The sequence below is a fragment of the Streptomyces griseicoloratus genome, from assembly GCF_014534645.1.
Classification (GTDB): domain Bacteria; phylum Actinomycetota; class Actinomycetes; order Streptomycetales; family Streptomycetaceae; genus Streptomyces; species Streptomyces griseicoloratus.
In genome coordinates, this window is record NZ_JACVQF010000198.1 from 1 (window position 1) to 20,291 (window position 20,291).

Genomic DNA, 20,291 nt, shown 5'->3' on the forward strand with positions numbered 1-20,291 from the left:
GGCCGACGGTGTCGATGGTGACGGGTGCGGTGTAGTCCCGGTATGCGGCGCCGTTGAGGGCGTACTCGATGGTGTCCACGCCGGACTCGGTGTCCGAGGCGGTCAGGGTGACGCTGGCGCTGGAGATGTAGTTTCCGGCGTCGTCCCTGGTCCCTGACACAGTTGCTGATGTGTCCGGGGCGGTGGTGTCGTCGCCGGGCGCGGCCGTGACGACGAGCTCGCCCGCCATCATCTGGTGGCCGGGCATCGCGCAGAAGTAGCGGTAGACGCCAGGTGTGAGGGTGACTTCGGCCGTGTGCCTGCCTCCCTGGGAGTCGAAGGGACTCGCCAGGATGTTGAGGCTGACATCGTCGTTGTAGTCGGGGTTCGAGGTGTCGAACGTCAGGGTGTGCGTCAACCCCGTCGTGTTGCCGGCCGCCGTGCTGTTGTCGAACACGATGGTCGCCTTGCCCGCCACCGCCGTGGTGGGGGCCGACGTGTACTTCATGTAGTCGTCGCCGGCCGTCCAGGTGAGTACCTGGTCCGCTGCGGACTCCTCGGCGCTGTTCACCGCCGCGTACGCGGCCGGAACGGCCAGTGCGAACGCCGTGAACACGACGGCCATCATCGCCATCAGCACCGGATGCGCCCGGAATCGTTCACGTAGCGCGGATCTTGAAGAGGGCGGATCCGTCTGGGTATGGAGCAGTCTTCCGAACACCGCTGCACCTTTCGGGAATTCGCTTGTGCGGCACCGCGCAGGACTCGCGGTCCCACCGGGTGGACGATCAGCCGCCGGGATGACGCGAGTCCTCCGCTCACCCGGCCGGCGCCCTGGACGGAACGGGGCGAGTGCCGCGCTTCGGTTGATCGCCCGCACACGACTACGGCGGGGCAGCCGTCACTCGAGCGCGGGCGGCATCCGCCCCTGTCACTGCGAGGCCGCTGGAACCGCGAACCCGAGGGCGGGGCTCACGCAACCTCATTCATGCGGCAACGAGGGGAAGTTAGCGGGCCTTTTGACGGCGCGCCAAGACCTATGACCGCAATCCAACCAACTTTGTTCTGAGTCTGGAAAAACTGGAGAGGCCCCCGCTACGGTGTCCACGTCCCGAGGCGAACCCTGTTCGCCCCAGCCGATCCGATCCCGGCGGCCGTAGCCGGCACACCGAGCAAGCCGGGCCCGTCTCCACGGGAGTCCGGCCCGATGACCGCTCCGCCTTCCTCGCGGCGCCGACGCCCGTCGCACCACCGCGTACCGCTGTGACGGGACAGCTGCCGTCGGCGGCGGCTCACACCACGACCACGAATCGCCTTCGGGCACGCACGTGTTTCGAGGATTGGAGAACGATGACCGACTCAGGCGCAGGCAAGAGACGCCTCTTCTCCCGGCGAGCGTTCGCCACCGGCGCGGCCGCGGCGGCGGTCGTGCCCACGGTGCTCGGCGCCGCCGCCCCGAAGGACGGGTCCGGTGAGGGAAACGGTCAAGGAAACGGCCAAGGAAAAGACAAGGGCACCGTCCGCGAGTTGACGCTGTACATGGAGAAACTGCCGAACGGGGAGATGGGCTACGGCCTGGAGCCCGGCAAGGCGACGATTCCCGGACCGCTCATCGAGCTGACCGAGGGCGACACGATGCACATCGAGGTCGTCAACAACCTGGACGTCGCCGCGAGTCTGCACGTGCACGGAGTGGACTACGACGTCGCCAGCGACGGCACGGCGCTGAACGACAGCGTTGTCGAGCCGGGCGGCCGACGGACCTACGTCTGGCGCACCCACGCCCCGGGACGGAACAAGGACGGGACGTGGGACGCCGGCAGCGCCGGCTACTGGCACTATCACGACCACAACGTGGGGACCCCACACGGCACGGGCGGCCTCAAGAAGGGCCTGTACGGCCCCGTGATCGTGCGCCGCAAGGGCGACGTGCTGCCCGACAAGCAGTTCACCGTCGTGTTCAACGACATGACGATCAACAACAAGGCCCACCACGACGCCCCCACCTTCACGGCCGTCCGCGGCGAACGAGTGGAGTTCATCGTCATCACCCACGGGGAGTTCTTCCACACCTTCCATGTGCACGGCCACCGCTGGGCGGACAACCGCACCGGCATCCTGGACGGTCCGCGCGACGTGAGCCGGGTCATCGACACCAAGACCGTCGGCCCCGCGGACTCCTTCGGGTTCCAGGTGATCGCGGGCGACCACGTCGGCGCGGGCAACTGGATGTACCACTGCCACGTGCAGAGCCACTCGGACATGGGCATGGCCGGGATCTTCGTCGTGACCGAGACCGACGGCACGGTCCCCGGCGGCACGCCCCACCACCACTAGAAAGCAGCGGCGCGGGGTCCTGATGCGGGCTCCACCCCCGAAGCCACCCCGAAGCCACCCCAGAGACCACCCAGAAGCCGCGCGTCAGGCCTGCCCGACGGCCCTCGCGCACCGGGCGGGGTCCCTGCGGCAGCCCTCGCTCCATCCCTGATCGCTCTTCCGTTGCCGGATCGAGTCAAGGAGCAAACATGGGTAAGACAGACCGGTTCGCCCTGTCCAGACGAAGAGGATCGCCACCGTCGCATCCTGTTCGCACCCACCCGTGGTCCTGGCGCCGTGCGGTCGTTCTGCTGTCCAGCGCCGCGCTGACCATGGGGCTGACCGCGCTGCCGGCCGTGCAGGCACAGGCGCAGCCGACCGCCGAACGCAGCAGCCAGGACCAGGGCGAAGCCGTCGGCTCCCAGGTGAACGTCCTGGTCTTCCACGGACCGGCCGCCAAGCAGGACGACCCCGTCAAGAAGGCCACGGCGGCGATCGAGAGCCTCGGCGAGAAGAACGGGTTCAACGTCGTCGAGTCCGAGGACGCGAGGGTGTTCAACACCGCCGACCTCGCCAAGTACCGAGGGGTGGTGTTCCTGTCGGCCGACGGCGTCACGCTCAACGCCGAGCAGGAAGCCGCGTTCCAGTCGTACATCAACAACGGCGGCGGCTTCGTCGGTGTCCACGACGCCGCCCGGGCCCAGGCCGACTCCTCCTGGTTCACCGGGCTGATCGGCACCCGTCCGGCCCTTGGCCTCCCCGATGCCGAGAAGGTCGTCGAGAGCGCGGCCAACGGGGAGAACCCGCCGAACGAGACCAAGGACAAGCTGTTCGACGGCAAGGACGACACCAAGTGGCTGACCTTCACGCCGACCGGCTGGGTCACCATGAAGCTGGACAAGCCCGTCGCGGTGGTCAACTACGCGCTGACCTCCGCCAACGACTCCTCGGGACGGGACCCCAAGGACTGGAAGCTGCAGGGCTCGCAGGACGGCGAGACCTGGAAGACCCTGGACACCCGGACCGGCGAGACCTTCCCGTCGCGGTTCCAGACCAGGCAGTTCCAGTTCGCCAACAGCACGGCCTACCAGCACTACCGGCTGGAGATCACCGCCAACAGCGGTGAGCCGCTGACCCAGCTGGCCGAGCTGCGGCTCTTCAGCGCCAACCCGACGCCTCCGCAGGACTCCAAGGTCCAGGAGGCCGTCGTCGACGTGACGGACCGCCAGCACCCGGCCAACAAGGGACTGCCACTCAACTGGACCCGCTCCGACCAGTGGATCAACTGGGAGCCCAACCCGATCGGCAAGGTCCACACCATCGCCCAGGTCGAGGAGTGGAAGTACAAGCCGGGAGCCGGCGCCAACGGCGCGTTCCACCCGATCTCGTGGTGCCGCGACTACGACGGCGGCCGGTCCTTCTACACCGGCATGGGCCGCACCGAGGAGAGCTACACCACCGACACGAAGTTCCAGAGCCACCTCCTCGGCGCCATCCAGTGGACCACCGGCATGGTCCGCGGCGACTGCCAGGCGACCATCGCGTCCAACTACAAGACCGAGCGGCTGACGGCCCAGAACCAGCCGGGGCAGCTCGACCAGATCGGTGAGCCGCACGGCCTGACCATGGCCCCTGACGGCAAGGCCTTCTACATCGGCAAGGCCGCCTGCCCGTCCGGCCCGATCAGCTCCTGGAACGACCCCAAGGTCGGCCTGGGCTGCGGCACCATCCACCAGTGGGACCCCAAGACCAAGAAGGTCAAGCTGCTCACCACACTCGACGTGATGGGCAACCGGGGCAGCGGTGACGAGCTGGTCAAGAACGAGGAAGGCCTGGTCGGCATCACCCTCGACCCGAAGTTCGAGAAGAACGGGTGGATCTACATCTACTGGATGCCGCACGAGTCGATCGACCGCGACAAGCGGATCGGCCAGCGGACGGTCTCCCGGCTCACCTACGACTTCGCGACCGAGTCCATCGACAAGGGCACCCGCAAGGACCTGCTGCACTGGGACACCCAGATCCACAGCTGCTGCCACGCCGGTGGCGGCATGGCCTTCGACAAGGACGGCAACCTCTACATCGGCTCCGGTGACAGCAACTCCTCCGGTGGCTCCAGCGGCTACTCCGGGAACAACTGGACCCAGGACTACAAGGGCACCTCCTTCCAGGACGCCCGCCGTACCGCCGGCAACACCAACGACCTCAACGGCAAGATCATCCGCATCCACCCCGAGCCCGACGGCACCTACACCATCCCCAAGGGCAACCTCTTCCCGCCGGGCACCGCCAAGACCCGCCCCGAGATCTACGTGATGGGTGTCCGCAACATCGCGCGGCTCTCCGTCGACCCGGTGCACAACTGGCTGAACGCCGGCTGGGTCGGGCCGGACGCGGGGGCCCCGGACCCCGAGCTGGGCCCGGCCAAGTACGAGACGGCCACGATCATCACCTCCGCGGGCAACCAGGGCTGGCCGTACTGCATGGGCAACCGGCAGCCGTACCGTGACCGCAGCAACACCGACGCCAGTAAGCTCACCGGCTGGTACGACTGCGACAACCTCAAGAACGAGTCACCGCGCAACACCGGCCTGGTGGACATCCCGCCGGCCCGCGACAACATGATCTGGTACTCGCCCCAGGGCGGCGGCCCGGTCTTCCCCGAGCGCCCCGACGGCAGCGGTCTGCCCTCCTACAAGTCGAGCGAGGCCACCTACACCCAGCCGTACCTCAGGGGCGGCGGCCAGGCCGTCATGTCCGGCCCGACCTACCACCGCTCCGAGGTGGACACCAAGAGCGGTGTCGCCTGGCCGGAGTACTGGAACGACAAGTGGTTCATCGGCGACCAGTCCAACGCCGGCAACCGCGTCGCGGTGACCGTCGACCCGGACAAGGTCAAGGACGCGGGAGCGCCGGCCTTCGCCGAGGACCTGCGCAGCATCATCCCGGCCGGCGGCGGCTCCACCCAGCTGCAGAGCTGGATGGACGCCAAGTTCGGTCCCGACGGTGCGCTGTACATGCTCGACTACGCGGGCGGCTTCTTCAGCCTGCACTCCAACCAGAAGCTCATCCGCATCACCTACCAGGGTGGCCCGGCCACCCCGAAGCCGCAGGACGCCGGGGCGCGCGTGATCAAGCAGAGCGAGCCCAGGACGGTGGCGTTCTCCAGCGCCAGGACCGGCGGTGTGGCCTGGGAGTGGGACTTCGGTGACGGCAGCAAGCCGTCCAACGAGGCCAACCCCACGCACACCTACGCCGACTACGGCACGTACAAGGCGAAGCTGACGGTCACCTACGCCGACGGCGAGAAGGCCACCGCGACGTTCGACGCCGTGGCCGGCTGCCCCGCCCCCGACGCCCGGAAGACCGTCAAGCTGCTCGACACCGACACCGGCGTGGCCAACCACCGCGCGGGCGGCGGCTGCACCGTCAACGACCTGATCGACGACGAGGCGTCCTGGCCGAACCACGGCGAGTTCGTCAGTCACGTCAGCGGCGTGGTCAACGACCTACGCAAGGAGGGCGTCCTCGACAACCGCGAGTCGTCGGCGATCCAGAAGGCGGCGGCGAAGAGCGAGATCGGCAAGGTCGCCGGGTACAGGCCCCTCTTCGACGGGACCGCGGCGAGCCTGGCCGACTGGCGCCAGGCCGGGCCCGGGAAGTTCTCACTGCTGTCCGACGGCACCATGCGCAGCTCCGGCGGCATGGGCATGCTGTGGTACGCCAAGCAGGAGCTCGGGGACTTCTCGGTCAGGCTCCAGTTCCGGGACGTGGCTCCGGGCAGCGGCAATGCCAACACCGGTGTCTTCATCCGGTTCCCGGACCCGCGTACGCCGCTGGCCGACCGCCCGGCCGGCAGTTGCGGGACGGTCGGCTCCGCCCGGACGGCACCGGAGTGGGTCGCGATCTACTGCGGTCAGGAGATCCAGATCTACGACGGGGCCACGGGCGAGGCCCAGAAGACCGGCTCGGTGTACAACTTCAAGCCGGTGGGACTGGACAAGGCAGGGGTGACCCCGAAGGGCCAGTGGAACGACTACGAGATCCGTGCGGTCGGGCAGCACTACACGATCATCCGCAACGGCGTGGTGATCAACGAGTTCGACAACACGCCCGGCAAGTCGTCGTCCCGGGCGGGTGACCCGCCCACGGACCTGCGCCAGTTCCTGAGCGGTTACATCGGGTTGCAGAACCACGGCAACAACGACCTGATCGAGTACCGCAACATCCGGGTGCGGGACCTGTAGGCGCACAGCGGCGGGTGCCGGGCCCGGGGCAGCAGCCCCGGGCCCGGCACCCGCCCGGGTCCGTGGACTCCGGGTCCACACCCCTGGCGGCCGGCATCACCAGCCGCGAAATTGCGTGGCCCCGCTCTCAGACCTCTCCCTACACTCACCGAGCAGGCGCCGCCCGCCGTCGGGCGGCGCATCCATGACCAGTGAGGGGAGCCCGGCCGTGCGTGATCGCGCCGCTGCTGTCGCTCTCCGTTCCCGGTCCCGTCGGTCCGTGGTGATCCTGGTGTCCTGGTCCGTCCGGTGCCCGCTGCGCGGCCGGTACCGGATGCCCGTGACGCACGTCTGATCCTCGTCGCCGCCTGCCACGCCCCACGCGTCAGGGGCGTGCGGCGTCGTGCGCCGGGCGAATCGCGCCGCCCTTTTCCGGACCATCCGAAAGGCCACGGGGCCATGCGCAACAACCCTCTCGCCACCGTCCGCAACCTCGGCATCCTCGCCCACGTCGACGCCGGCAAGACCACCGTCACCGAGCGGATCCTGTACGCCACCGGCACCACGCACAAGCGTGGTGAGGTGCACGACGGCACCACCGTCACCGACTTCGACCCGCAGGAACGCGACCGGGGCATCACGATCTTCGCCGCCGCCGTCAGCTGCGACTGGGACGGGCACCGCATCAACCTCATCGACACCCCGGGGCACGTCGACTTCGCCGACGAGGTCGAGCGCTCCCTGCGGGTGCTCGACGGCGCGGTCGCCGTGTTCGACGCGGTCGCCGGGGTGGAACCGCAGAGCGAGTCGGTGTGGCGGCAGGCCGACCGGCACGGCGTACCGCGCATCGCCTTCGTCAACAAGATGGACCGGGCCGGCGCCGACCTCGATGCGGCCGTCGCCTCGATCCGGGACCGGCTGCACCCCGCACCCCTCGTCGTGCAGCTGCCGATCGGCGCGGAGGGCGGCTTCACCGGCGTCGTCGACCTGGTCCGCATGCGGGCCCTGACCTGGACCGACGACGGTGACGCCGTCGACGGGGCACCGGTGCCGGACGACCTGCGGGAGGAGGCGCGCCGCCGGCGCAGGCTGCTGGAGGAGGCCGTCGCGGAACTCCATCCGGGCGCGCTGGAGGAGTTCTGCGACAGCGGGGCGCTGCGCACCGGCACGCTCGCCGCCGCCCTGCGCGATCTCACGCGCGGCGGAGACGGCGTAGTCGTCCTGTGCGGCTCCGCCTACCGCAACCGCGGGGTCGAACCCCTGCTGGACGCGGTCACCGCCTACCTGCCGTCGCCGCTCGACGTGCCGCCCGTACGCGGAACGGGCGACGACGGCACCGCACAGCAGCGGCCCGCCGACCCGGCGGCACCGTTCACCGCGCTCGCGTTCAAGGTGAACGCCACCGCCACCGGACGCCTCACCTACCTGCGCGTCTACTCCGGAACCATCGGCAAGGGAGACACCGTGTGGGACGCGACCGCGGGCCGCGGCGAGCGCATCGGGCGCATCCTGCGCGTCCAGGCCGACCGGCACGCCCAGCTGGACCGGGCGGTCGCCGGCGACATCGTCGCCGTCGTCGGACTGAAGTCCGCCCGCGCCGGCTCGACCCTGTGCGCGCCGGACGCCCCGCTGCTCCTGGAACCCCCGGGCGTGGCCGAGCCGGTGGTCTCCGTGGCGGTCGAGGCGGTCAGGGGCACCGACACCGGGCGCCTGGCGTCGGCGCTCGCGCGGCTGGCCGAGGAGGACCCCTCGCTGACCGTGCGCACCGACCCGGAGACCGGTCAGACCGTGCTGTCCGGCATGGGTGAGCTGCACCTGGAGGTCGCGGTGGAGAAGATCCGCCGGGACCACGGGCTGGGCATCAACGTCGGCCGTCCGAGGGTGAGCCACCGGGAGACGGTCGGGCGCGGGGTGTCCGGGTTCGTCTTCCGGCACGTCAAACAGGACGGCGGGGCGGGCCAGTTCGCCCACGTGGTCCTCGACGTCGAGCCGCTGGACGCGGAGTCGGGCACGGGCCCGGGCTTCGAGTTCCGTTCGTCCGTCGTCGGAGGGAGTGTGCCGCAGGAGTACGTCCGCGCGGTCGAGGCCGGCTGCCGGGACGCCCTGGCCGAGGGGCCGCTGGCCGGGCATCCGGTGACCGGCCTGCGGGTGACGCTCACCGACGGCCGGACCCACGTGAAGGACTCCTCCGACACCGCGTTCCGCACCGCCGGCCGGCTCGGTCTCCGGGAGGCGCTGCGGGCCTGTGCGATGGTCCTGCTGGAGCCGGTCGCCGAGGTCACGGTCACCGTTCCCGAGGACGCGGTGGGCGGGGTGCTCGGCGACCTCTCGGCCCGCCGCGGCCGGGTGACCGGCTCGGCCACCCGGGCGGGCGCCACGGCGGTCACCGCGACCGTGCCCCTGGCCGAGCTGTTCGGCTACGCGACCCGCCTGCGCAGCCGCACCCAGGGCCGCGGCACGTTCACGGCCCGGCCCACCGGGTATGCGCCGGCGTCGGTCACGGCCCCGCTCCGCTAGCCGGCGGGCGGCCCTTCCCGCACGCGCACACGGGAAGGGCCGCCCCGGCCCCGCCGGATGCCGCCGACCGCATCCCGAAAATATGTACGCGTATGTGTCGCGAGCCTGGCACCATGGGGCGCTGCACCGTGTGCGTTGTCCGTGGGCCGTGTGTCCGGACCGAGAGGGAAGCCGTGGCGGACTGGATCTACATCCTCAATCCGAACAAGGACACGCTGGACGGTGATCCGCCCGACAAGGACACGATCCGCCGACTGGCCGAGGAGGAGCCGGAACTGGAGCTCTGGCTCAGCCGCCGGAACCGCATGCAGCCGGGCGACCGCCTCTGGTTCCTCTTCACCCACCCGGAGCCGGCGGTGGCGGCCGTGGCCCACGTCGACGAGGAACCCTGGCACGAACCCGACGTCTCCTATCTCGTCGCCGTGACCCTGCTGACCGAGGCCACGAAGGCGCTGTACGGCGACCCGGTGGCCCCGGACCAGCTGGGCCTCGGACAGGTGAGGACGGTGCAGAAGGTGAAACCGGAGGCCCTGCCCGTGCTGCTGGACAGAGCGGGCCTCTGACAACCGCCGCCGCATGCGGGCGCTGAACGTGCGGCCGGGTCCGATGGCACCGGACCCGGCCGCACGCCGCCGTCACGTGCTCGCGAGCAGGGACTCCAGGGCCGTCGCGGTGTCCGGGTGGCGGGTGGTCAGCGCGGCGCCCGGGGAGGACGAGCCGGCCGTCGCCCACCCACTGTCGCAGCCCAGCAGGTCCGCCACCGCGTCGCACGTCTCCGGATGGGCGGCCAGCAGCGCAGCCCCCGACGGGGCGTGGGTCTCCGGCCGCGTCCAGTCGCGCGGGCACCCCAGCAGGTCCGCCACCGCGTCGCACGTCTCCGGATGCGCCGTGAGGAGTGCGGCGCCCCGGGGGCCGTGCTCCGCGGGAGCCGTCCGGCGGGCGGCAGGCGGAGCCGGGGGCGTCCGCCACGGTGGTATCCACGCGTCCAGCGCCGCGAGCCGGCCCGGGAAGATCCGCCCGGCCTCGCGGATCAGCAGCGGGGCGAGTTCCGCCGCGCCGGACCGCAAGGTGGTGATCAGAAGCGGCAGCCACGGCAGCAGCACCGCGTCCGGCAGGCGTCCGAACGCGTTCGACACCGCCTCGACGACCACGTCCGCCAGCCCCGGCACCGGCTCCAGCGCGTGGACGAAGCCGCTGAGGTAGCGCGGATAGGCGGGTACGACCAGCGGGTTGTCCAGCAGTTCGTCGCACCGCGCCCGTAGCTCGGTCCGGGACAGGGTGCCGAGCTGCACCTGCGCCGCCCACAGCAGGGCCGTCTTCGACGGGTCCTCGGGGTGGGACTGGGCGACCGCCAGCTCCAGCTGGGCCCGGTCGCAGCCCAGCGACAGGGCGAGGCTCTCCATGCTGAACAGGAAGCCCAGCATCGCGGCGACCTGGCCGACCGTGGCGTCCTCGTCCTGGAACGCCGTCGGCAGCAGCGTGCAGTAGTGGGCATAGCCGGTCTTGACGAAGGACTCGATCCACGCCGGCAGCACCGGCTCGCTGGTGCGGTAGTACGCCAGCAGCGCGCGGGCCCGGCGCAGCACCTCCGGCGCGCCGTCGACGCTGCGCTCGGTGGCGAGCACCTTCAGCGCGTGCGTGCCGAGTTCGTCGGCGAGTCGGCGGCTGCGCAGATACAGCGTCGCGTCCTCCACCGCGGCCAGCACGGTCGCCGTCGTCGCCTGCGGTGCGTACGCGTCGCGCCGCAGGCGCTGCTCCAGGACCTGCTCGATGCTGACGCCCTCGTAGCCCAGTTCGATCAGGGCCCGCTGGTGGGTGCCGATCGCCAGGTCCCACGACTCCTGGATCGAGCGCTCACCGAGCCGCCGTTCGCCCATGATGGGCCGGGCCGCGCCGTGCGGCATCAGGCGCCGCAGCATCCACAGGACGTCGGAGCACGCCTGGAGCTCCGGCCGGGAGGCCATGTCCAGCAGGGCCCGCTGGACCCCGCGCTGCTGGAGCTTCAGGCCGAGCGGCGCCAGCCGGTCGTGCACGTCGCGGGCGAGCGGCGGCAGCGCGTCGTAGCCGACCTGGCCGATCCGGTCGCCGCCCATCATGATCTCGACGAGGCGCCGCACGTCCCGCCGCCCGGGGACGGTGTCCTTCTCGATGCAGGTGACCGCCGCGTCCTGGAAGTCGTACGGCGTGGGCTTGGCCCGGTCCCGCATCCCGGCGAGCAGGATCGACGTCTCGAAGACCGCGATGGCGTCGGCGGTGGAGGCGAGGTAGCCGTTGCGCCGGGCCGCGCGCACGATGTCCACCGACCAGCCGAGCAGTTCGGCCTCGTCCAGGCCGTCGAGCACGGGCGGCCTGCGCAGGAAGCCGGAGAGCCGGTCCGCGGCGGCCGGGTCCGATGCCGGGACGACGGCCGCCCCCTGGGGCTTGTGAGCCGGAGCCTTCTTCGCGGGGGACTTCTTCGCCGCGGCCTTCTTCGCACCCACCTGACCCGCCAGCCGGTAGGGCTGCACACGGGTGCGCTTCAGGCTCTTCGCCCACTCCGTCGAGGCGATCGACACCGAGCCGGCGGCGAGACCGAACTGCGCCTCGATCGCCGCGTGGCTGGACGGGATCAGCCCGTACTGCCAGGTCGTGGCGGTCCGCGGGGAGATCGTGAACGTGTCGGTGCCGTGCACGCCGAACTCCGCCACACGGCTCGCCGCGTGGAACGCCCCGCACACGTACAGGCAGTCCGCCGGATCGGCACCCGTCGCCGCCAGGTGCTCGCGCATCCGGGTCCACATGTAGCGCTCGCGGTCCTCGTCCACCCGGACCCGGGCGCCGTCGCCGGGGGCGAGCCGGCGGAACAGGCTGCCGATGAGCAACATGACCTGGCGGTAGGTGTCGTGGTCGCTGTCGCCGAGCGGCACCTCGACGTACTGGTGCCACCACTCCGACCAGTGCCGCACCTTGCCGTGGCGCAGCAGGTGCTCCTCCAGTTCGGCGAAGCGCGGCCGGAGGTCGCCGATCTCGACGCCGACGGCCTCACCGTGCAACGCGGCCTCGGCCGGGGCGTCGGAGCCCTCGGTCCCCTCCGCCGCGGGCTCCGGTGTCCGTGCGGTGCCGGTGTCCCACTGGAAGACGTGGTCCGAGGAGCGGTCGACCAGGACCAGTTCGACGCCCGGGGTGTCGAGGGCGTACGCGATGGCCTGGTACTCGGCGGACGCCTCGGTGATCGGCGCGACCACCGACAGCGGCGCCCACTCGGCGGGGAAGCCGTCGACGTCTCCGGCGAACGCCTGCACCGCCACCGGCAGCCGGCAGTTGCGCAGCTCGGTCAGGAGCGGCGCCATGTCCTCGCACAGCTCCAGGTACACGACCTTGGGCTGCTTCTCGCGCAGCCGGCGGGCCATGGCGGTCGCCGAGGCGGGCGAGTGGTGGCAGACGGGGAAGATCTCCAGCGGCTCGCGCACCGCGCGGTCGACGTCGTCGACCATGCCGAGGAGGATGCCCTCCAGCGCGTCGGGGCCGCCCGCGAACGTCGCCGCCGCCTCCTGCAGTTGCCCGCGCAGTGCCGCGAACGTGCTGCTCTCGTGGGGCCCGGTCATGACAGCGTGGCGATCGCGTCGCGGCCGCCCTCCAGGAACTCGGGCCAGGAGCCGCCCTCCTCCTTGCTGCGCGGCTCGACGACACCGTGCAGGTACTTGTTGAGGATGGCCAGGTCCTCGGGCTCGCGGCGGGCGAGGGAGCCGACGAGCGAGGAGGCGAGGGTACGGGCGGTGAGGGTGTGCTCGCCGAAGAAGTTGCTGTGCAGGACGGCGTCCTCCAGGACACCGATCTGCTCGGCCGTCGACAGCGCGGACTCCAGCTTCTCGTCGTCGCTGCCGGCCGCGGCGGCGGACGCGCGCAGGTCGGCGAAGCTCTGCAGGAGGACGTCGAGCAGGGTCGGCGGCACGTCCAGGTCGATCGCGTGCCGGCGCAGCAGCTCCTCCGTGCGGAACCGGACGATCTCCGCCTCGCTCCTCTTGTTCGTCACGACGGGGATGCGCACGAAGTTGAAGCGGCGCTTGAGCGCGGACGACAGGTCGTTGACGCCCCGGTCGCGGCTGTTGGCCGTGGCGATGACCGAGAAGCCGGGCTTGGCGAAGACGATGTTGTCGCTGCCGCCGCTCTCCAGTTCGGGCACCGAGATGTACTTCTCGGAGAGGATGGAGATCAGCGCGTCCTGGACGTCACTGGTGGACCGGGTCAGCTCCTCGAAGCGGCCGATGGCGCCGGTCTCCATCGCGGTCATGATCGGCGAGGGGATCATCGACTCCCGCGACTGGCCCTTGGCGATGACCATCGACACGTTCCAGGAGTACTTGATGTGGTCCTCGGTCGTGCCGGCCGTGCCCTGCACCACCAGCGTGGAGTTGCGGCAGATCGCGGCGGACAGCAGTTCGGCCAGCCAGCTCTTGCCCGTGCCCGGGTCACCGATGAGCAGCAGACCCCGGTCGGAGGCGAGGGTGACGATGGAGCGCTCGACGAAGCTGCGGTCGCCGAACCACTTCTGCGAGATCTCCCGGTCCAGGCCGTCGGCACGCTCGGAGCCGAGGATGAACAGGCGGACCATCTTCGGGGACAGGCGCCACGAGAACGGCTTGGGGTTGTCGTCGATCGACTCCAGCCAGTCGAGCTCCTCGGCGTACTTGATCTCGGCGGGGGCACGCAGCAGGTCGGACATGAAGAGGTGAGCCTTTCTGAAGGGCGGGTGTGGGACGGAGCGGCCGGGTCAGGTGAGGAACGTCTTGAGTTCGTGCACGAGCTTCTTGATGTGGCCGGAGATCACCGGCGTGCCGAGGTCCTTGAACTTCTCCCGGAACCACGGATTGACGCTGCCGCGGCCGGCGCTGGTCACCGAGCCCACCGGGATGAACTTCGCCCCGGAGCGGTGAACGGCGGCCATGCTCTCGAACAGCTCGTGGGTCCGCCACTCGTAGAAGTCGGAGATCCACACCACGACGGTGTTGCGCGGCTCGGCGATCTTCGGCTGGGCGAGTGCCATGGCGACGGTGCCGTCGGTGCCGCCGCCGAGCTTGGTGCGCAGCAGCGTCTCGAACGGGTCGTGCGCCCAGGGAGTGAGGTCCAGCGCCTGGGTGTCGTAGGCGATCAGGTGCACGTCCACCTTCGGCAGCCCGGCGAATATGGAGGCCAGGATGGTGCAGTTGACCATCGAGTCGACCATGGAGCCCGACTGGTCCACGACGACGATCAGCCGCTGGGGCGTGGTCTTGCGGCTGGTGTGCCGGTAGTAGAGGCGGTCGACGTAGAGCCGCTCCTCCTCCGGGTCCCAGTTCGTGAGGTTCTTCCAGATGGTGCGGTCGAGGTCGAGGTTGCGGAACACGCGCTTGGGCGGGACGGACCGGTCCAGCTCGCCGACCGTGGCCTTCTCCACCTGGGTGCGCAGCACCTCGGTGACCTCGTCGACGTAGCGCCGGATCAGCGCCTTGGCGTTGGCCAGGGCCACGCCGGAGAGGTTGTTCTTGTCGCGCAGCAGCTGCTCGATCAGGGACATGCTCGGCGTCAGCCGGGAGGCCAGCTGCGGGTCGGCCAGCACCTCGCGCAGGTGCATGCGCTTGACGAGACCGGCCTCGATGGAACCGAGTTCCGGGCCGATCGCGGGGATCAGACGGCTGAGGTCGGGCGTGGGACCGCCGATGCCCGTACCGGTCGGGCCGACGCCGCCGCCCGCACCCGCCGGCCCCGTACCGCCCCGGCCGCCGCGCAGTTCGCCGGGCCGGCAGCCCAGCGCCCGCTCCAGCCAGCCGGCGTCGGACTGCCAGCGGGCCAGCTGCCCGGCGGTCACGGTGCCGGGGCGGGAGGCGAAGACGTTCAGCAGCACCTTCGAGGCGAGTGCCGCGCGCCGCACCTCGGCGGCGCGGTCGCGTGCGCCGTCCTCCTCCGTTTCGGGCGTCATCAGCCCGTCGAACTCGGCGGCCAGCTCCGGGTGCCGCTGCACGACGGAGTCGACGGACGCGTCCGGGTCGAGCAGCGCGGGCGGCAGGCCGATGTCCTCGACCACGGCGAGGCTCGCCGACTCCAGACCGGCCTGCTCCTCGTGGTCGAAGAGGCGGGCCAGCAGCCGCCAGTAGAGGACCTGCCGCCGGTTGTCGTACGGATCGGGCGCGGGGACCTGCCCCGCGGTCTGCCCGGTCATTTCCGCAGCAGCTTTCCGGCACGCTCACGCAGTACCTTGACGGCGTCGGTGGCGGCCTTCTCGGCCCGGACACCCGCCTTGTCGGTCGTGCCCCCGGCCCAGGCCCCGGCGTGGACGGCGACGGCCTTCTTCCGCACCGTCCTCTCGACGGCGAGCGGCTGGAGCAGGAACTGCCCGGCGTCCCACCTCAGCAGCCCGAGACACGCGCCGGACGCGGCGACGACATCGGGCGTGAGCGGACCGGCGGCCGGGACACGATCGGTGTCGACGGGCAGCCGGCACCCGGCGACCTGGAAGACGAGCCCGTCGTCACCCTCCTCCACGCCGTACCCCTCCACCAGCACGGGCACCGCGATCCGGGCCGGGTGCCGGTCCAGCGGCGAGACGGCGAACGCGGCGGCGGTGGGCAGGGCCACCCGCGCGCTGGTGAAGATGTCGGCGGGCTCGCCCGCCCGGGCCCGTGCGTCGTCCCATATCAGGTCGCCCTCGGCGGTGACGGGCATCGCGTCGAGCTCCATGGCGCGGCCCTCGCCGACGGCGGCCAGCAAGGACATGTGGGGCCGGAGCAGCTGCCACAGCCCGGCGGCGACGACCGTGTCGGGCTTCGGCGCGGACACCGAGGCCCGCACCAGCCGGGGCGTACCGCCGTCCGCCGGCTCGAACACCGCGTGGACCTGGGCCTGTACGGCGGTGGCGTGCTCCTGGACGTCGACGCCGAGCGGCAGCAGACGGCCGGTCGCCTCGCCCACGGCGGCGGTACGGGCCGCTCCCGGCAGCGCCAGCAGCAGGGCACGCGACCACAGGTCGGCCCAGCGGCGCACCGGAACACGCTCCAGGGCCGCTCCCGGGCAGCAGGCCGCGAGTTCGGCGGCGAAGCCGTCGAGCAGTGTGGCCAGTCGGCGCAGCGCCGGGTCGGGCAGCATCGCGGAGACGACGGGCGCGGCCCCGGCGACGAGTTCGTGGTCGATGCCCTGCCAGCCGGCCCGTGCCAGGTCGCACAGCCAGCCGCGGGCGGCGGCGTGCAGGTTCGCCGCGTGCTCCTCGCCGGAGGCCGGGGCGGTGCTCCCGTCGGTCCGCGGCCGGCCGACGGCCTCCTCCACGCGGGCGGTCAGCGCGTCGTGGACGGAGCCGAGCAGCGCGGTGCGGGCCGCGGCGAGCGCGACGAAGTGGTCCTCGCCGGCGGCCCCGGCGGCCGCCTTGTCGGCGGCCTCGGCGACCCGGGCAGCCAGCGGCGACCCGGCGACGGCGTCGGCGAGGGCGGCCAGCCCGCCGGCCTGGTTTGGCTGCGGACGGAGCAGGCCGCCGACGAGGGCCTCGTCGAAGCCGTCCACGGCGGCAAGGGCCTCGTCCAGACCGTCGACGGCGTCGGACAGCAGATCGGCACGCATCAGGCCGCCACCGCCCCGGTCGTCGGGAACCACTGCATCTCGGGCAACGGGCCGGTGGTGGGCGCGAGTTCGAGGTAGGCGAGGTGCCGCAGGAACCGGCTGAACACCTGGGCCGCGGCCGAGCTGTCGCCCTGTGCGGGCCGTGCGGCCGTCATGGCGGAGGTGACGGAGTGCGCGTCGGCCTCCGCCGCGTCGGCCTCGACCCGCAGATACCGGGCCACGCGCTCGGCGCCGTACTGGAGCACGGCCTCGCCGATCATCGCGCGGATGTGGTTGCAGAACATCCCGCGGGCCCCGCCGCAGGGACGGTTGTTGTTGGTGCTGCACGCGAACGCGTACGTCCCCGCAGCGACCGAGGACACGTACACGCGCCCGATGTCCGAGCCGCTGGACACGACGCCCTGCAACCGCCCGTCGGCCAGCTCGACGAACGGCACCTTCGCGAGCTTCCGCGGCCGCGCGGACGGCACCACCCGTGCCGTGCTCGACTTCTCCCAGACCGACAACGCACCATCTCCCATGCATGCGAAAGGGGGGCGTTCGCGCCACCTCGGCGGAACACGATCGAATCTATCGGGGGGCACTGACAACGCCGTCCGGCCCGGCACGGCCCGCTTCCCGCCCCGTGCGAGGATGGCCCGGATGATCACGGTCGGGTGAGGCCGCGGCCGGCGCGAAATCCGGAGGCGGCCGCCCGCGCCCGCCGAACACCCAGGGGAAAGGCATGCCGAAGAAGAAGATCGTCGACGAGGGGGAGGTCATCAGATGGTTCGAACAGGGCTGGTCCTACCAGCAGATGACCGATGAGTACCGGCGCAAGTACGGCATCGACACCCGGCTTTCGATGTGGGGCAACTTCCGGCAGCGCCGTGGACTGACCCGGCGGATCGCCCGGGACGACGACCTGCTCCCGTGGGCCGTGGCGCCGCAGCACCGGCAGGTGTACGCCGTGCAGATGCTGCGGCTGGAAGCCAGGGTCAGGGCCGGCATGGACATCGAGCCGGACAAGAGGAAACGGCTGCGGTCCTGGCTCGAGACCCTGCGGAGGGACAACACCGTGGTGCACTACGACGCCGCCACGGAGGAAGGTTTCTCCTACGTCCCGCGCGAGCCCGGCGACGACGACATCATCCGCCGGCCGCCGCGGAAGACGACCCAGCGCCGGAACGCCGACACCCGCTGATCCGTACCACCCGCTGATCCGTACAACCTGCTGATCCGTACCGGTCGCGCGACGCGGAAAGCCGCTCCGTAGCCTCTGCTCATGGCCGACATCTACGAACTCCAGCTCATGCTGGACCTGCCCGCCTCCCTTCCCGCCCGCGATGTGGAGCTGCTGCGCTGGCACTTGGGCCAGGAAGGCGGCCGGCAGGACGACGGGTACGAGTACCCCCTCTGGGACGCCCGGGGACCGGCCCGGCGGATCGGGGGCGCCGCGCTCGGAGAGCTGAGCACGGACGACGAGGGCTGGACACTGACGGTACGTCAGGAGGCGCATCCCGACGAGTTCGACGACCTGCGCAGGATCGTGCTGTGGCTCGGCGCGCGCACGACGACCATCGGTGTCATCGGGCACCTGCGCTTCTACGAGGCGCACGTCCCCGATGTGCTGATCGCCCAGGGCGGGACCGTGAGCTGCGCCCTCCTGCGGGTGGACAAGGTCGTCCGGTCCCCGGCCGAGGTGATCCCCGACCCCTATGCCTGAGCCGTGGCCGGGGGCCCGCTCCGGGGAAACCGGGGATGGCCTCCGGCGTCTGCGGCTCACCGGGTGCCTAGGGCTGGACACCCCGCTTCATGACAGGGCTCCGTGGCGCGGCGACAGCCCGACGAACGCGAAACGTCGGCGCATGGCCGCGCCGACGAGCGCGAGGGAACGGTCGGCCCGTGTTCATCGTCCCGCCCCCACACGGACACCGGCTGAAACTCCCATTGGCGTCCACTGACATCCGGCCGCCCCGTCGCCCTTGACGCTGAGCCGGAACCGACCGCTACTTGTGCAGGGTTCGGTCGGATGTCGACCACCCGCGGTCAGGTCCTCACGCCCAACGATCCAGGCGGTGCAGATGAAGAAGAGACTGTGCACGGTGGGTGCCGTCCTCGGCGTCCTCGTCACGGTGGGTGTGCTGCCGGCGCAGGCGTCCCCGGCCACCCGGCCGGCCCGGGACGCCACCCTGCCCCTGGGCCCCGCCGACCTGACCGAGACCCGTACCACGACGACCCTTCAGCCGGGAGTGACCCTCACCCGCATCGTGCGCGGCGAGGAGGACCCGGCCGCGCACTGGACGGTCGAGGTGTCCATTCCCGGCGGTGACACCTCGCCGGACCCCGACGCCCCGCCGACCGCGCTGAAGGACAGGGCGAGCGCGGACGAACTGGCCGCCGCACTGGAGCGGGACGGCTTCCGGCCCCGGGTGGAGGAGGTGACGACCCCCGAGGCGGCCGACTACGCCGGGGGCACGCTCGGCTGGCGGGTCCGCGTCGGATCGTTCGCGTCGCAGGCCGCCGCGACATCCGAACGCGCACGGTTGAGAGCGGCCGGTCACACGGGGTCGGCCGTGTACACCGGCTGGGACGGTGACGCCGCGGACCGCGGACCGTGGCGCGTCGACGTGCTCACCATCGACCCGCGCCGGTTCCGCGGCAGCCTCCACGCGTCGTACGGCCCGGACCTGGAGAATCGCGAGACGACCAGCCAACTGGCGGAGGCGGCCGGCGCGAGAGCGGCGGTCAACGCCGGGTTCTTCGTCCTCGACCCGCAGGCGGGCGCGCCGGGCGATCCGGCGGGCGTGGGCGTGTACGACGGGCGTCTGCTGAGCGAACCGGTCAGCGGGCGCCCCGCCCTGGTCGTCCACGACAACGGCCGGCGGACGGAGATATCCCGGTTCACCTGGCAGGGCCGGGTCACCGGACGGGACACCTCGCTCGGCCTGAACGGCATCAACCGCGTGCCGGGTCTGATCAGGAACTGCGGCGGCACTGCCGGCGACCGGCCGACCTCTCTGCCGCTGCACGACGTGACCTGCACGAACACCGACGAACTCGTCGCCTTCACCTCGGACTTCGGCCGGCACACGCCGCAGGGCGACGGGCTCGAAGCCGTACTCGACGCCCACGACCGCGTGGTCGGGCTGCGCTCACCACGCGGCGGACCGCTCCCGGCCGGCGGCAGCTCCGTCCAGGCGACCGGCCGCCGTGTCGCCGAGCTGAGCTCCCTCGCCCGCGTCGGCGACCGCCTGAGTGTCCGGACGACCCTGCTCGACGAGCACGGCCGACGGGTCTCGCCCGCACCGGGGACGGACATCGTCAACGCCGGCCCGGAACTGGTCCGTGACGGACGGCTCCACGTCACTCCCGCCACCGACGGGATGGTGCGCCCGGGCGACCCGAGCTTCTACTACGGCTGGGTGCACAAGCGGAACCCGCGCACCCTGGCGGGAGTGGACGCGGCCGGCCGCACCGTGCTCGTCACCGCCGACGGGCGCAGCACCGGCGCACTCGGCCTCAGCATCGGCGAGAGCGCTCGCGTCGCCGAGGCACTGGGACTGCGCGACGCGGTCAACCTCGACGGCGGCGGCTCGACCACGATGGTGACCGACGGCGACGTGGTCAACGACCCCTCCGACACCGCAGGCGAACGTCCCGTCGGGGACGCCTTGTTGATCCTGCCCGACAGGAAGTGACCCAGCCCGG

12 protein-coding genes and 3 pseudogenes are annotated in these 20,291 nt (G+C 71.5%); 9 read left to right on the forward strand and 6 right to left on the reverse strand.

The features are described from left to right. Positions 1-613, reverse strand: a 613-nt coding sequence (locus H0H10_RS18810; RefSeq protein WP_262506281.1) for a cupredoxin domain-containing protein, incomplete at its 3' end; no start/stop codon positions are given. 716 nt (positions 614-1,329) lie between these two features. Between H0H10_RS18810 and H0H10_RS18815 the strand changes: the two genes are divergently transcribed. The 6 genes and pseudogenes from H0H10_RS18815 to H0H10_RS18830 all read left to right on the forward strand — a co-directional run bounded on the left by H0H10_RS18815 (position 1,330) and on the right by H0H10_RS18830 (position 9,601). Continuing rightward, positions 1,330-2,316 carry a multicopper oxidase domain-containing protein gene (locus tag H0H10_RS18815; protein WP_188182169.1) on the forward strand — a complete coding sequence of 329 codons (987 nt, stop codon included), beginning with the start codon at positions 1,330-1,332 and terminating at the stop codon, positions 2,314-2,316. 311 nt (positions 2,317-2,627) lie between these two features. After that, a pseudogene (locus H0H10_RS41275) lies at positions 2,628-3,446 on the forward strand (ThuA domain-containing protein); the annotation flags it as partial. A gap of 3 nt (positions 3,447-3,449) precedes the next feature. Then, a pseudogene (locus H0H10_RS18820) lies at positions 3,450-5,399 on the forward strand (ThuA domain-containing protein); the annotation flags it as partial. 6 nt (positions 5,400-5,405) lie between these two features. After that, positions 5,406-6,542 (forward strand): annotated as a pseudogene (locus tag H0H10_RS40025) (3-keto-alpha-glucoside-1,2-lyase-like domain-containing protein); the annotation flags it as partial. Positions 6,543-6,980: 438 nt separating this feature from the next. Next, the gene (gene fusA / locus H0H10_RS18825; protein ID WP_188182170.1) at positions 6,981-9,038 is read left to right on the forward strand and encodes an elongation factor G; all 2,058 of its coding nucleotides are present in this window, start codon (positions 6,981-6,983) and stop codon (positions 9,036-9,038) included. Between the two features lie 173 nt (positions 9,039-9,211). Next, positions 9,212-9,601, forward strand: a complete 390-nt coding sequence (locus tag H0H10_RS18830) for a hypothetical protein (RefSeq protein ID WP_188182171.1) — start codon at positions 9,212-9,214, stop codon at positions 9,599-9,601. Positions 9,602-9,673: 72 nt separating this feature from the next. On the opposite strand, the gene H0H10_RS18835 is transcribed toward H0H10_RS18830, so the two are convergent. From H0H10_RS18835 to H0H10_RS18855, 5 genes are read right to left on the reverse strand one after another with little or no spacing between them, the layout of a single operon-like run. Next, positions 9,674-12,622, reverse strand: coding sequence for a DUF5682 family protein (locus H0H10_RS18835; protein ID WP_188182172.1), 2,949 nt, complete (start codon positions 12,620-12,622; stop codon positions 9,674-9,676). After that, positions 12,619-13,740, reverse strand: a complete 1,122-nt coding sequence (locus H0H10_RS18840) for an ATP-binding protein (RefSeq protein ID WP_188182173.1) — start codon at positions 13,738-13,740, stop codon at positions 12,619-12,621. Before H0H10_RS18840 ends, H0H10_RS18835 begins: the two co-directional genes overlap by 4 nt. Positions 13,741-13,788: 48 nt before the next feature. Continuing rightward, complete coding sequence (locus tag H0H10_RS18845) at positions 13,789-15,213, reverse strand: vWA domain-containing protein (protein ID WP_188182174.1); 1,425 nt, start codon at positions 15,211-15,213, stop codon at positions 13,789-13,791. Further along, positions 15,210-16,601: a hypothetical protein gene (locus H0H10_RS18850; RefSeq protein WP_188182175.1), complete on the reverse strand. Its 1,392-nt coding sequence runs from the start codon at positions 16,599-16,601 to the stop codon at positions 15,210-15,212. Before H0H10_RS18850 ends, H0H10_RS18845 begins: the two co-directional genes overlap by 4 nt. Then, complete coding sequence (locus tag H0H10_RS18855) at positions 16,601-17,122, reverse strand: hypothetical protein (protein ID WP_188182176.1); 522 nt, start codon at positions 17,120-17,122, stop codon at positions 16,601-16,603. The genes H0H10_RS18850 and H0H10_RS18855 overlap by 1 nt, the downstream gene beginning before the upstream one ends. 203 nt (positions 17,123-17,325) lie before the next feature. On the opposite strand from H0H10_RS18855, the gene H0H10_RS18860 reads away from it, so the two are divergent. From H0H10_RS18860 to H0H10_RS18870, 3 genes are all read left to right on the forward strand, one after another. Continuing rightward, positions 17,326-17,784 carry a hypothetical protein gene (locus H0H10_RS18860; protein WP_188182177.1) on the forward strand — a complete coding sequence of 153 codons (459 nt, stop codon included), beginning with the start codon at positions 17,326-17,328 and terminating at the stop codon, positions 17,782-17,784. A gap of 81 nt (positions 17,785-17,865) precedes the next feature. Continuing rightward, the gene (locus tag H0H10_RS18865; RefSeq protein WP_188182178.1) at positions 17,866-18,306 is read left to right on the forward strand and encodes a hypothetical protein; all 441 of its coding nucleotides are present in this window, start codon (positions 17,866-17,868) and stop codon (positions 18,304-18,306) included. 358 nt (positions 18,307-18,664) lie between these two features. Beyond that, entirely contained in the window at positions 18,665-20,281 is a 1,617-nt protein-coding gene (locus tag H0H10_RS18870) for a phosphodiester glycosidase family protein (RefSeq protein WP_188182179.1), read from the forward strand. The last annotated feature ends 10 nt before the right edge of the window (positions 20,282-20,291 follow it).